Source organism: Leifsonia poae (genome assembly GCF_050632865.1).
GTDB classification, from domain to species: domain Bacteria; phylum Actinomycetota; class Actinomycetes; order Actinomycetales; family Microbacteriaceae; genus Leifsonia; species Leifsonia poae_B.
The window spans coordinates 1358279-1370340 of sequence record NZ_JBODSA010000001.1 but is presented as its reverse complement, the minus strand read 5'-3'; the positions used below and the strand labels follow the sequence as shown (position 1 = coordinate 1370340).

Below are 12062 nucleotides of genomic sequence, written 5' to 3'. Positions count from 1 at the left end.
GCCGTGGACGTCATCGGCGCCGCAGCCCGATGAGGGGCTTCGGCTGGCGAGCATCTTCAAGTATAGGTAACACGCACGAAACGTGGGGTCTTCCCCCAGGTGCTTGTGCTGTGGGCGGACACGGCGTATCCCGGCGAGGGCGCCTCTACGTGCCGTAGACTTGCACCGGGCTCTTCTGCCCCATCCGCTGAACACCACCGAGGAGCAATGGACGTCGCTGTAGAGAGCCGTGTCGAACCGGGCCGCATCGGCGTCGCTCGCAAGGTGAAGGCGTACTTCGCGCTCACCAAGCCGCGCGTGGTCGAGCTGCTGCTGGTGACCACGGTCCCCACGATGATCCTCGCGGCGAACGGCATCCCCAACCTCTGGCTCGTGCTCGCGACCGTCATCGGCGGCTACATGAGCGCGGGCTCGGCCGGCGCGTTCAACTGCTACATCGACCGCGACATCGACCGGGTGATGCGCCGCACCAAGAACCGCCCGCTGGTGACCGGCGAGCTTTCCGACCGCGAGGCCCTGGTCTTCGCGTGGGCGCTCGGCATCGCGTCCGTGCTGGTTCTCGGCTTCTTCACGAACTGGCTCGCCGCCGGGCTGTCGGTCGCGGCCATCCTGCTCTACGTCGTCTTCTACACGCTGATCCTCAAGCGCCGCACCCCCAGAACATCGTGTGGGGCGGCGTCGCCGGCTGCATGCCGGTGCTGATCGGCTGGGCCGCGGTGACCGGGTCGCTCGACTGGGCGCCGTTCATCCTGTTCGGAATCATCTTCCTCTGGACGCCGCCGCACTACTGGCCGCTGTCGATGAAGTACCGCTCCGACTACCAGGAGGCGGGCGTCCCGATGCTCGCGGTGGTCCGCGGCCGCGCGGTGGTCGGCCTGCAGGTCATCCTCTACGCGTGGGCCATGGTCGCCTGCTCGCTGCTGCTCATCCCGGTCGCGCACATGGGGCTGCTCTACACCGCGGTCGCGCTGGTCGCCGGCGGCTGGTTCATCTACGAGTCGCACCGCCTGTACAACCTGGCGATCCGTCACGAGAGCGTGTCGCCGATGCGCGTGTTCCACGGCTCGATCGCCTACCTGACGCTGATCTTCCTCGCGGTCGCGATCGACCCGCTGCTTCCCTTCTGAGGATTCTTCGACATCCGGTGGCGCGCCGCCTCGCACGCCCTTAGCATGTGCGCATGACGGCACCGCTGCTGACGACCCGCCTGTTGACGCCTCGGCTGGTGCTCGACCAGCCGGGGAGGCCGACATCCCGGACGTGCTCGACGCCTGCCAGGACGCCGAGACCCGGGCCTGGGTGCCGCTCCCGCTGCCCTACACACGGGACAGCGCGGAGTTCTTCGTGCGGTCGTACTGCCCGCACGGGCTGGCGAGCCACCGCTATACGGTGTGGGCGCTGCACCTCGCCACGGGCGGCCGGATGCTCGGCGCGCTCGAGGTGCGCCGCGACGAACGGGCGGGATCAGCCTCCCTCGGCGCCTGGTCCGGGCCCTGGGCGCGCGGGCGCGGCTACATGCGCGAAGCGCTCGTGGCCGTGACGCGGCATGCGCTCGACCCGCACGGCCTCGGCTTCGACCGGCTGAACTGGGAGTACGTGCCGGGAAACGAGTCCAGCAGGCGGCTCGCCGAGGCGGCCGGCTTCACGTTCGTGGAGGGGATCCGCTCCGTGGTCGAGCTCCACGGCGAGCAGCGCGAGGCGCTGGTCGGGACGCTACGCCGCGACGACGTCGGCCTCTGAGTCGGCCGCCGCGCCGAGCTGCGCGGCCGGAGCCTTGAGCGACAGCACGACGGCGGTCATCGCGGACGCCAGCAGGGCGGCGAGCATCATGTGCACGCCGACGAGGATGCCCGGCAGGCCGGTGTTCGCCTGGATGAGGCCCACAGCGATCTGCACCAGCTCGACCGCCAGCAGCAGGCGGGTGAAGAGGTGGACGCGCGTGGTCCGGTACCGGAACGATCCGATCACCAGCACGAGGGTCAGGGCGAAGGTGACGTACGCCGGGATGGCGTGCACATGCTGCAGGATCTCGGAGTTCAGCCCGTTGCGGGGCGCGTGCGCGTCGCCCGCGTGCGGGCCGCTGCCGGTGGTGAGGATGCCGACCAGGATCGTCAGTGCGACGACTCCGCTCGTGAGGTGCGCGACCCCCGCGAACCAGCCCGGCACCGCGCGGACGCGCGGCCCCGGCACCGCGTACAGCCGGAAGACGAAGGCGGTGCAGAGGCCAACGAGCACGATCGAGACCACGAAGTGCAGGCCGACGACGTACGGGTTCAGGCCGCTGAGCACGCTGAGGCCGCCGACGACGGCCTGGGCCGGGATGCCGAGCCCGGCGATCAGGGTCAGCCAGAACAGGTCCGGGCGCTGCTTGCGCAGCCGCAGGATCGCCACGAACGCGATGATCGCCACGAGGCCGAGCAGGACGCTGAGCACGCGGTTGCCGAACTCGATGATCCCGTGCACGCCCATCTCGGGGGTGTTCACCAGCGAGTCCGCCGTGCACTTCGGCCAGGTGGGGCAGCCGAGGCCGCTGGCCGTGAGGCGGACGAGGCCGCCTGTCCCGACCAGGACAACCTGCCCGACGAGGTAGATCCACCCGATCACCTTCAGGCGCGCATCCACACGGTCCGGCAGCCAGGCGATGAAGCGGTTCATGGTCTCTTTCGGGTCTGGGGATGCGGATACTCGGTCAATGCGCAGGCGCGCCTCTGTTCTTAGCTCGTCGCACCTGTAGAATTGATGGGTTCGAGGAACGCGCCTCGGTGCGCGGCCGTCAGGCGGTGCGCCACGGCCCGCCTCCACGAACAGTCTAGGTACGCAGTTGCGCCATTCGCACAATCACGACTCTCCGCGCCGACGGTCTCGCGCCGCGCGCCGAGGGGAATGAGCCGGACTGATATCCGGTTACGGATGGTAGGAAACGAGGTAGATATGTCAGACATCCTGATCGATCGGCCTGAGCTCGCCTCTTTGGGGCAGTACGAGTTCGGCTGGGCTGATTCCGACGCCGCGGGAGCTTCCGCACGTCGCGGGCTCTCGCCCGAGGTGGTGAAAGACATCTCCGGGCTCAAGAACGAGCCCGAGTGGATGCTCCAGCGCCGCCTGAAGGCCCTCCAGCTCTTCGAGCGCAAGCCGATGCCGACCTGGGGTGCCGACCTGTCGGAGATCGACTTCGATAACATCAAGTACTTCGTCCGCTCCACGGAGAAGCAGGCCCAGAGCTGGGAGGACCTGCCGGAGGACATCCGCAACACCTACGAGAAGCTGGGCATCCCCGAGGCCGAGCGCCAGCGCCTCGTCGCCGGCCTCGCCGCCCAGTACGAGTCCGAGGTGGTCTACCACCAGATCCGTGAAGACCTCGAAGAGCAGGGTGTCATCTTCATGGACACCGACACCGCGCTGCGCGAGCACCCCGAGTTCTTCGAGGAGTACTTCGGCACGGTCATCCCGGCCGGCGACAACAAGTTCGCGGCGCTCAACACCGCCGTCTGGTCGGGCGGCTCGTTCGTCTACGTCCCCAAGGGCGTGCAGGTCGAGATCCCGCTGCAGGCCTACTTCCGCATCAACACCGAGAACATGGGCCAGTTCGAGCGGACGCTGATCATCGCCGACGAGGGCTCCTACGTCCACTACATCGAGGGCTGCACGGCGCCGATCTACAAGTCCGACTCGCTGCACTCCGCGGTCGTCGAGATCATCGTCAAGAAGAACGCCCGCGTGCGCTACACGACCATCCAGAACTGGTCCAACAACGTCTACAACCTCGTCACCAAGCGGGCCACCGCGGCCGAGGGCGCGACCATGGAGTGGATCGACGGCAACATCGGCTCCAAGGTGACGATGAAGTACCCGTCGATCTACCTGATGGGGGAGCACGCAAAGGGCGAGACCCTGTCCGTCGCGTTCGCCGGCCCCGGCCAGCACCAGGACGCCGGCGCCAAGATGATCCACATGGCGCCGTACACGCAGTCGTCGATCGTCTCGAAGTCGATCGCCCGCGGCGGAGGCCGTGCCGGTTACCGCGGCGAGGTGCGGGTAGATGCGGCTGCGCACCACTCCGCCAACACGGTGCGCTGCGACGCCCTGCTGGTCGACACGATCTCGCGGTCCGACACGTACCCGGCGATCGACATCCGCGTCGACGACGTGCAGCTCGGCCACGAGGCGACCGTGTCGCGCGTGAGCGAGGAGCAGCTGTTCTACCTCATGTCGCGCGGCATGCCGGAGGACGAGGCCATGGCCATGATCGTCCGCGGCTTCATCGAGCCGATCGCTCGTGAGCTCCCGATGGAGTACGCACTCGAACTCAACAAGCTCATCGAGATGGGCATGGAAGGCTCCGTCGGATGACGCAGGACAGCCAGACGCAGACGCAGACCCCCCAGGCCGCGCCGGCGCCCACGCACATGCGCGCCCCGGTGCCGGTGCAGACCCGCTCGGAGCGGTTCACCTCGACTGAGGTGTCGGAGTTCCCGGCGGTCACCGGCCGCGAGCCGATGTGGAAGTACACGCCCGTCGCCCGCATCCAGGAGCTGACCACCGGCGACCTGGACGGTTCGCCGTACGTCTACGACGTGACCAGCGCCAAGGGCGTCTCGACCCTCTGGGTCGGCCGCGAGGACTCGCGCATCGGTCGCGCCGGCCGGCCGGAGGACCGCGCGTCCGCCAACGCCTGGACGGCGTTCGAGCAGGCGCTGCTGGTCAGCATCTCCGCCGATCTCAGCGGCGACCACCGCGAGGTCACGCTCTCGCGCGCCGGCCTCGGTGCGGCTCCGCGTGCGGCGCACACCGTCGTCGAGGTGGCGGAGGGCGCGACCGCGACCCTCATCCTCCAGAACACGGGCGCCGCGCACCTCACCGAGAACGTCGAGTTCCTGCTCGGTCGCGACGCCGACCTCACCGTCGTGTCGCTGCAGGAGTGGGACGACGACGCACTTCACGTGGCCGCCCACTTCGCGCGGCTCGCGGAGGGCGCGCGTCTCAAGCACGTCGCGATCACCCTCGGCGGCGGCGTCGTGCGGCTCAACCCGTCGGCGCACCTCGCCGGCGCGCGGTCGGATGCCGAGCTCCTGGGCGCCTACTTCGCCGACGCGACGCAGCACCTCGAGCAGCAGGTGTACGTCTACCACGACGGCCCCGAGACCCGAAGCCGCGTGACCTACAAGGGCGCGCTGCAGGGCGAGGGCGCACGGACCGTGTGGATCGGCGACGTGCTCATCGGCCCGAAGGCCGTCGGCACCGACACCTACGAGCAGAACCGCAACCTCGTCCTCACCGACGGCGCCCGCGCCGACTCGGTGCCGAACCTCGAGATCGAGACCGGCGACATCGTCGGCGCCGGCCACGCGAGTGCTACCGGCCGCTTCGACGACGAGCAGCTGTTCTACCTGCAGTCCCGCGGCATCCCGGAGGAGGAGGCGCGCCGCCTGGTCGTTCGCGGCTTCCTCGCCGAGATCGTGCAGCAGATCGGTTCGCCGGCGCTGCAGGAGCGCCTGCAGGCCAAGATCGAGGCCGAGCTCGAGACGACGTCGGTGACGGCCGCCTCGACCGAGGCCGCGCACTGATGGCGGGCCAGCGCGTCGCGTCCGTCGCCGAGCTCGTCGAGAACCAGGCGACGCGCGTGGTGCTCGACGGCGTGCCGATCGCCGTCGTGAAGGACTCCGCCGGCGACGTCCACGCCATCGGCGACACCTGCACCCACGGCGAGATCTCGCTGTCGGAGGGTTTCGTCGAGGACGAGACCCTGGAGTGCTGGGCGCACGGCTCCCAGTTCTCGCTCGTCACCGGCAAGCCCCTGAACCTCCCGGCCTATGAGCCGGTCCCCGTCTTCGCCGTCGAGATCATCGACGGAGACGTCTTCATCGACCCGAGCGTTACGAAAGAAACGAACTGACAATGTCCACGCTGGAAATCCGCGACCTGCACGTCACCGTCGAGACGGAACAGGGCACCAAGCCCATCCTGAACGGCGTCGACCTCACCATCAATGAGGGTGAGATCCACGCGATCATGGGCCCCAACGGCTCGGGCAAGTCCACCCTCGCCTACACGATCGCCGGTCACCCCAAGTACACCGTCACCGGCGGCACGATCACGCTCGACGGCGAGGACGTCCTCGCGATGACCGTCGACGAGCGCGCCCGCGCCGGCCTGTTCCTCGCCATGCAGTACCCGGTCGAGATCCCCGGTGTCACCAACACCAACTTCCTCCGCACCGCGAAGACCGCGATCGACGGCCAGGCGCCGTCCATCCGCACCTGGGTGAAGGACGTCCGCGAGTCGATGAACGCGCTGCGCATGGACAGCTCGTTCGCCGAGCGCAACGTCAACGAGGGCTTCTCGGGCGGCGAGAAGAAGCGCAACGAGATCCTTCAGCTCGAGCTGCTGAAGCCGAAGTTCGCGGTTCTGGACGAGACCGACTCCGGCCTCGACGTCGACGCGCTGAAGATCGTGTCGGAGGGTGTCAACCGCGCGAAGGCGAACACCGGCCTGGGCATCCTGCTGATCACCCACTACACGCGCATCCTGCGCTACATCAAGCCGGACTTCGTGCACGTCTTCGTCGCCGGCAAGGTGGCGGAGCAGGGCGGCCCCGAGCTCGCCGAGCGGCTGGAGGAGGAGGGCTACGACCGTTACGTCGACGCCCCCGAGTCCGCGTCCGCCGCTGCGGGCGAGCTGGCCGAGGCGTAAGGACCGAGAGGTAGAATCCAGGTATGCCCGCCACTCTGAGCCCCGCGCTCTTCGACCAGGTCGAGGAGGCGCTGAAGAACGTGATGGATCCCGAACTCGGGATCAACGTCGTCGACCTCGGCCTGATCTACGACCTGGCGTTCGACGAGGAGAACAACGCGCTCATCATCTCCATGACGCTGACGAGTGCCGGCTGCCCGCTCACCGACGTGCTCGAGGAGCAGACCGCCGAAGCGCTCGACGGCATCGTCGAGGCGTTCCGCATCAACTGGGTGTGGATGCCGCCGTGGGGTCCCGAGCGGATCACCGATGACGGCCGCGACATGATGCGCGCCCTCGGCTTCGCCATCTGACAACACCAACGACGGGTCCCGGTACGCGAGTGCCGGGACTCTCGCATGACCACCCCTGAACGAACGGACTGAACTGTGCTCGCCGTGCACGACCTCGAACTGCGCGTCGGTGCGCGCCTCCTCATGGAGGGCGTCTCCTTCCGCGTCGCGGACGGCGACAAGATCGGCCTCGTCGGGCGGAACGGCGCGGGCAAGACGACGCTGACCAAGGTGCTCGCGGGCGACCTGCTGCCCACGGCGGGCAAGGTCGACCGCTCGGGCGACCTCGGCTACCTGCCGCAGGACCCGCGCTCCGGGAACCTCGACGACCTCGCGCGCACGCGCATCCTCGACGCCCGCGGGCTCGGGTCCATCGTGCTCGGGATGCAGAAGGCCACCGTCGACATGGCGAGCAGCGACTCCGCGGTGTCCGAGGCCGCCATGAAGACGTACGGACGACTCGAGGAGCGCTTCCACCTGCTCGGCGGGTACGCCGCGGAGGCCGAAGCCGCATCCATCGCGTCCAACCTGAACCTGCCGGACCGCATCCTGGAGCAGCCGCTGAAGACCCTCTCGGGCGGTCAGCGTCGTCGCATCGAGCTGGCGCGCATCCTGTTCTCGGACGCCCGCACGATGATCCTCGACGAGCCGACCAACCACCTGGATGCCGACTCGATCCTGTGGCTCCGCGAGTTCCTGAAGAACTACACCGGCGGCTTCATCGTGATCTCGCACGATGTCGACCTCGTGGGCGAGACGGTCAACCGCGTCTTCTACCTGGATGCGAACCGCCAGGTGATCGACATCTACAACATGGGCTGGAAGAACTACCAGCGTCAGCGCGCCGCCGACGAGGAGCGCCGCAAGAAGGAGCGCGCCAACGCCGAGAAGAAGGCGGGCGCGCTGCAGCTGCAGGCGGCGAAGTTCGGGGCGAAGGCGACCAAGGCGGCCGCCGCGCACCAGATGGTCGCGCGCGCCGAGAAGCTGCTCGCCGGCCTCGAGGACGTCCGCCAGGTCGACCGGGTGGCGAAGCTCCGCTTCCCGACCCCGGCACCGTGCGGCCGCACCCCGCTGCAGGCGAGCGACCTGTCCAAGAGCTACGGCTCGCTCGAGATCTTCACCGCGGTCGACCTCGCGATCGACCGCGGCTCGAAGGTCGTGGTGCTCGGGCTGAACGGTGCGGGCAAGACCACGCTGCTCCGGATGCTCGCGGGCGTGGACGCGCCCGACACCGGGCAGATCGAGCCGGGCCACGGCCTCCGGATCGGCTACTACGCGCAGGAGCACGAGACCATCGACGTCGACCGCTCCGTGCTGCAGAACATGGTGTCGTCGTCGCCGAATCTGACCGAGACCGAGGCGCGCAAGGTGCTCGGCTCGTTCCTGTTCACCGGGGACGACGCGCACAAGCCCGCGGGCGTCCTGTCCGGTGGCGAGAAGACACGGCTGGCCCTGGCGATGATCGTCGTGTCGGGTGCCAACGTGCTGCTGCTCGACGAGCCGACCAACAACCTCGACCCGGCGAGCCGCGAGGAGATCCTGGATGCGCTCGCGCACTACGAGGGTGCCGTCGTGCTGGTCAGCCACGACGAGGGAGCGGTCGAGGCGCTGAACCCCGAGCGCGTCCTCATCATGCCCGACGGCACCGAGGACCACTGGTCGCGCGACTACCTCGACCTCATCTCCCTCGCCTAGCCGCCGAGCACAGGAAAAACGCTCTCGATCCGAGGGATCGGCGACGTTTTTCCTGTGCTCGCGGGGCGGGGTCAGGCCCAGAGGGCGGCGACCACCGGGGCGTACTCGCGGCCGCGGGTGTAGCCCGCTCGGGCCGCGGCGGGGCGCAGGGTCGGGTCGGTCGCGTTCGCGCCGTGCAGCTCCTCCGACTCCGGGCCGATCACCTCGACGCGGCTGCCGGAGGCGCGGAGCGCATCCACCTGCGCCGCGAGGTGCGTGCCCCAGGACGCGGGCGCGAGCGATCGGCCGTTGAACGGGGACAGGACCAGCACGCGCGCGTACCCGGTCGCTAGGTCCGCGTTCTCGGCGTTGATGCGGTAACCGCCGTCGAGGTAGCGGCCGTCCCCGATCCGCAGCGGATGCGCGTTCGACGTGCTCGCGGCCACCGCATCCAGCACGTCCACCCCGCTGTCGCGGTCGAAGACCACGCCCTGGGCGGTGCGCGCGTCCACGGCGGTGATCAGGATGCGCCGCTCCGGCCAGACCGCGCCGGGGAGCCGGGAGGCTGCGATCGCCCGCCAGCGCTCGGAGCGCGAGCCGTCGTCCTCGGCGTCGAGCTCGAGGCCCGACGCGCTCATCCGGCGGCGGTAGTCGTCCATGTCGGTGGAGGCGGCGATCAGTGACAGGACGCGGTCGAGCCCGCCGATCGGCCGACCGGCCGGTGCCGCCCCGCGCTGCGGTGGGGGAGTGAGGGCGGCGGCGTACAGCTCCGCCGGCTCGGTCAGGGACAGCTGGACGGCGGTCGTCGATCCGGCCGACGTCCCGACCGTGAGATCGGGCGCGGTGACGTCCACGCCCGCGTCGGCGAGGCCGGCGACCACGCCGATGAGCCAGGCGTTGCCGGTCGCGCCGCCGCCGCCGAGGACGAGTGCGCGCTCGGTGCGCGCAGAAGAAGGAGAAGTGTTCATGGGAGTCGCCTTTCGCGATGATGCGGAACGGCGCTCCCGGCGGCGAGGGTTCTAACCGCGCGATCGTGGGCTGAGGGGAGCGCCCACTGTCTGTGTGTGCATGGGTCTCACCTCCTGGAGTCGGAACACGATCGGCACGACCCTAGCACGCGCGCGGCGCTCAGCGCGTGGCGTCGAGCAGTTCGTCCTCGACGTCCGAATCCGTCCGCCTCGCCCGGCGCCGCCGCTCGCGCTCGGCGGCGCGCGCCCGCTCGGCCGGGTCGTCGGAATTGCGCTTGCGATACTCCGTCACGAGCGCGTAGCCGAGACCGAAGAACCCGATCAGCGCGAAGATGATCCACTGGATCATGTACGACCAGTGCAGCCCCTCGTCCTGTGTCGGCGGGGCGGTCACGGTGGGAGTCGGGGCGGTCGCCGGGGCCGGGTCCTCGCTGTCGAGCAGGCCGTAGGCGCCGGTGTAGAGGTCCGCCCCGTCGAGCTTCTGCTTGACGACGGAGAGCTGGATGGTGCCCACCTGATCCCCGGTCGCCGTGCGTCCGGCGATGGCCGGCTCGCTCGCCTTCAGCCGGGCGACCACGGTCACGGTGCCGGACGGCGCGGCCGGGATGTGGTCGGGCGAGTCGGTCTTGTTGCCGGTGGGGACCCAGCCGCGGTCGACGATGAACAGCGCCCCGTCCGCGGTCCGCAGCGGGGTCAGCACCTCGAACCCGGGGCTGCCGTTGAAGGGACGGTTGCGCACCAGCAGCTGCTGGTCGCGCTCGTACGTCCCGGTGACGGTCACGCGCGTCCACTCCTGCTTCGGCGAGTACGAGCCGAGCGTCGGCAGCTCGTCGGTCAGCGGCACCGGCTTCGAGTCGAAGTTCGCCGTGACCAGGGCGTTCGCAGCGGCAGCCTCCTTGGAGCGGGCGAGCTGCCAATTGGACAGGAAGCCGCAGGCGATGGCGAAGACGATCGCGAACGCGAGGTATCCGAGCCACCGGCGAGAGAACGCGAACCCCCAGCCCGACGGCTTTCCCTCGGCGTCGGGGCGGCTCATGCCTCTGCCCCGACGGCCGGCACGACGCGCAGCGGGAACTCCCGCGCGGCCAGGAACTCGCGCAGGAAGTCGACGTGCTCGTCGCACGCCAGCCAGATCTTCACGCGGTCCTCGCTGTGGATGCGCGGGTTGCGCCACTCGATCCGCCAGGACGCGGTCTCACGGCAGCCGGCGCGCGAGCAGGTGAGTGGCGCCGGCGCGTCCATCCCGATCACTGCGCGCCTCCTGTTTTACGGATCCTCGCGCGGGTTCTCGGCGCTCTGATCGGCGCGGGGAGTCTGCGGAGGGTACACAGGAACGATACCGCCTGGACGCTGGACGTCCGCCTGGCCGCGCTCCACCGACACGTTCGCGACGACGACAGCGAAATAGGGCAGGAAGACGGCCGCGATGATCGGCACGGCGGCCCACCATCCCGGCACGATCACGGCCACCAGCAGACAGATCACGCGGATGCCCATGGCGACCGAATAGCGGATCATCCGGTGCTTGCGCTCCTCGTCGGGAGAGAGGGGAGACTCGTGATCGCAGGTGCTGAGGGCTTCTTCATGAGCGTTGACTCAAGCGTACGTCCATAAACTTGGGTCGGACCCTGCTCGGGTCGAATACGCAGCAAGCACCATTCCTGAAGGGAAGCGCATGACCACGCCACGCACCGTCCTCGTCACCGGAGGCAACCGGGGGATCGGCTACGCGATCGCCGAGGAGTTCGTCGCCCAGGGCCACCGGGTCGCGGTCACCGCGCGCTCCGGGGAGGGTCCCGCCGGCGCGCTCACCGTGCGCGCCGATGTCACCGACACGGCGAGCGTCGACGCCGCCTTCACCGAGGTGGAGGAGAAGCTGGGCCCGGTGGAGGTCGTGGTCGCGAACGCGGGTATCACCAAGGACACGCTGCTCATGCGCATGACCGACGAGGAGTTCGACTCGGTCATCGAGACCAACCTCGGCGGCGCCTTCCGCGTCGTCAAGCGCGCGAACAAGGGGATGCTCAAGGCGCGCTTCGGCCGCATCGTCCTCATCTCGAGCGTCGTGGGGCTCTTCGGCGGCGCCGGACAGGTCAACTACGCCTCGTCGAAGGCGGGCCTCGTCGGCATGGCACGGTCGATCACGCGCGAGCTCGGCGCGCGCGGCATCACCGCGAACGTCGTCGCGCCCGGCTTCATCGAGACGGACATGACGGCGGAACTGCCCGAGGCGCAGCAGGCCGAGTACAAGAAGAGCATCCCCGCCGGTCGCTTCGCGCAGCCGAGCGAGGTCGCCAAGGTCGTCGCCTGGCTCTCCTCGGACGACGCCGGCTACATCTCCGGCGCGGTCATCCCCGTCGACGGCGGCCTCGGGATGGGTCACTAGATTCGTCATCGC

The 12062-nt window shown here is 69.3% G+C and carries 13 protein-coding genes and 1 pseudogene; 9 read left to right on the top strand and 5 right to left on the bottom strand.

Annotated features, from left to right (window positions below; all coding sequences use genetic code 11):
- Positions 1–207: 207 nt before the first annotated feature.
- Both ACRAWB_RS06915 and ACRAWB_RS06910 read left to right on the top strand, forming a co-directional pair.
- Positions 208–1127: pseudogene (locus ACRAWB_RS06915) on the top strand (heme o synthase).
- A gap of 133 nt (positions 1128–1260) precedes the next feature.
- On the top strand, positions 1261–1740 hold the full coding sequence (locus tag ACRAWB_RS06910) for a GNAT family N-acetyltransferase (protein WP_431352637.1): 480 nt from the start codon (positions 1261–1263) through the stop codon (positions 1738–1740).
- On the opposite strand, the gene ACRAWB_RS06905 is transcribed toward ACRAWB_RS06910, so the two are convergent.
- Positions 1714–2655, bottom strand: coding sequence for a COX15/CtaA family protein (locus ACRAWB_RS06905; RefSeq protein ID WP_431352636.1), 942 nt, complete (start codon positions 2653–2655; stop codon positions 1714–1716). The genes ACRAWB_RS06910 and ACRAWB_RS06905 overlap by 27 nt on opposite strands.
- Before the next feature lie 276 nt (positions 2656–2931).
- On the opposite strand from ACRAWB_RS06905, the gene sufB reads away from it, so the two are divergent.
- The 6 genes from sufB to ACRAWB_RS06875 all read left to right on the top strand — a co-directional run bounded on the left by sufB (position 2932) and on the right by ACRAWB_RS06875 (position 8717).
- Positions 2932–4350 (top strand): Fe-S cluster assembly protein SufB, encoded by a 1419-nt coding sequence (gene sufB / locus ACRAWB_RS06900; protein ID WP_431352635.1) that lies wholly within the window; start codon positions 2932–2934, stop codon positions 4348–4350.
- Positions 4347–5564, top strand: coding sequence for a Fe-S cluster assembly protein SufD (sufD, locus tag ACRAWB_RS06895; protein ID WP_431352634.1), 1218 nt, complete (start codon positions 4347–4349; stop codon positions 5562–5564). Before sufB ends, sufD begins: the two co-directional genes overlap by 4 nt.
- The gene (locus ACRAWB_RS06890; protein WP_431352633.1) at positions 5564–5893 is read left to right on the top strand and encodes a non-heme iron oxygenase ferredoxin subunit; all 330 of its coding nucleotides are present in this window, start codon (positions 5564–5566) and stop codon (positions 5891–5893) included. Before sufD ends, ACRAWB_RS06890 begins: the two co-directional genes overlap by 1 nt.
- 2 nt (positions 5894–5895) lie before the next feature.
- A complete protein-coding gene (gene sufC, locus ACRAWB_RS06885; RefSeq protein WP_431352632.1) occupies positions 5896–6690 on the top strand; it encodes a Fe-S cluster assembly ATPase SufC in 795 nt (264 codons plus the stop codon).
- A 23-nt stretch (positions 6691–6713) separates the two neighbouring features.
- Positions 6714–7043, top strand: a complete 330-nt coding sequence (locus ACRAWB_RS06880; protein WP_064109127.1) for a metal-sulfur cluster assembly factor — start codon at positions 6714–6716, stop codon at positions 7041–7043.
- A gap of 75 nt (positions 7044–7118) precedes the next feature.
- On the top strand, positions 7119–8717 hold the full coding sequence (locus ACRAWB_RS06875) for an ABC-F family ATP-binding cassette domain-containing protein (protein WP_431352631.1): 1599 nt from the start codon (positions 7119–7121) through the stop codon (positions 8715–8717).
- Between the two features lie 71 nt (positions 8718–8788).
- Here the strand turns inward: ACRAWB_RS06875 and ACRAWB_RS06870 are convergent, their stop codons facing one another.
- The 4 genes from ACRAWB_RS06870 to ACRAWB_RS06855 form a co-directional block, all read right to left on the bottom strand.
- The gene (locus tag ACRAWB_RS06870; RefSeq protein ID WP_431352630.1) at positions 8789–9664 is read right to left on the bottom strand and encodes a patatin-like phospholipase family protein; all 876 of its coding nucleotides are present in this window, start codon (positions 9662–9664) and stop codon (positions 8789–8791) included.
- A 160-nt stretch (positions 9665–9824) separates the two neighbouring features.
- Positions 9825–10700, bottom strand: a complete 876-nt coding sequence (locus ACRAWB_RS06865) for an SURF1 family cytochrome oxidase biogenesis protein (RefSeq protein WP_431352629.1) — start codon at positions 10698–10700, stop codon at positions 9825–9827.
- The gene (locus tag ACRAWB_RS06860) at positions 10697–10906 is read right to left on the bottom strand and encodes a hypothetical protein (RefSeq protein ID WP_431352725.1); all 210 of its coding nucleotides are present in this window, start codon (positions 10904–10906) and stop codon (positions 10697–10699) included. Before ACRAWB_RS06860 ends, ACRAWB_RS06865 begins: the two co-directional genes overlap by 4 nt.
- Before the next feature lie 24 nt (positions 10907–10930).
- Positions 10931–11182 carry a DUF3099 domain-containing protein gene (locus ACRAWB_RS06855; protein WP_431352628.1) on the bottom strand — a complete coding sequence of 84 codons (252 nt, stop codon included), beginning with the start codon at positions 11180–11182 and terminating at the stop codon, positions 10931–10933.
- 157 nt (positions 11183–11339) lie between these two features.
- Between ACRAWB_RS06855 and ACRAWB_RS06850 the strand changes: the two genes are divergently transcribed.
- A complete protein-coding gene (locus ACRAWB_RS06850) occupies positions 11340–12050 on the top strand; it encodes a beta-ketoacyl-ACP reductase (protein ID WP_431352627.1) in 711 nt (236 codons plus the stop codon).
- Positions 12051–12062: the final 12 nt, after the last annotated feature.

Bases quoted from the DNA above. Each gene is read 5' to 3' on its own strand.
- ACRAWB_RS06865 (WP_431352629.1), bottom strand. From the start codon at position 10,700: ATGAGCCGCCCCGACGCCGAGGGAAAGCCGTCGGGCTGGGGGTTCGCG.
- ACRAWB_RS06880 (WP_064109127.1), top strand. From the start codon at position 6,714: ATGCCCGCCACTCTGAGCCCCGCGCTCTTCGACCAGGTCGAGGAGGCG.
- sufB (WP_431352635.1), top strand. From the start codon at position 2,932: ATGTCAGACATCCTGATCGATCGGCCTGAGCTCGCCTCTTTGGGGCAG.
- ACRAWB_RS06890 (WP_431352633.1), top strand. From the start codon at position 5,564: ATGGCGGGCCAGCGCGTCGCGTCCGTCGCCGAGCTCGTCGAGAACCAG.
- ACRAWB_RS06870 (WP_431352630.1), bottom strand. From the start codon at position 9,664: ATGAACACTTCTCCTTCTTCTGCGCGCACCGAGCGCGCACTCGTCCTC.
- sufD (WP_431352634.1), top strand. From the start codon at position 4,347: ATGACGCAGGACAGCCAGACGCAGACGCAGACCCCCCAGGCCGCGCCG.
- ACRAWB_RS06860 (WP_431352725.1), bottom strand. From the start codon at position 10,906: ATGGACGCGCCGGCGCCACTCACCTGCTCGCGCGCCGGCTGCCGTGAG.
- ACRAWB_RS06905 (WP_431352636.1), bottom strand. From the start codon at position 2,655: ATGAACCGCTTCATCGCCTGGCTGCCGGACCGTGTGGATGCGCGCCTG.
- sufC (WP_431352632.1), top strand. From the start codon at position 5,896: ATGTCCACGCTGGAAATCCGCGACCTGCACGTCACCGTCGAGACGGAA.
- ACRAWB_RS06855 (WP_431352628.1), bottom strand. From the start codon at position 11,182: ATGATCCGCTATTCGGTCGCCATGGGCATCCGCGTGATCTGTCTGCTG.
- ACRAWB_RS06850 (WP_431352627.1), top strand. From the start codon at position 11,340: ATGACCACGCCACGCACCGTCCTCGTCACCGGAGGCAACCGGGGGATC.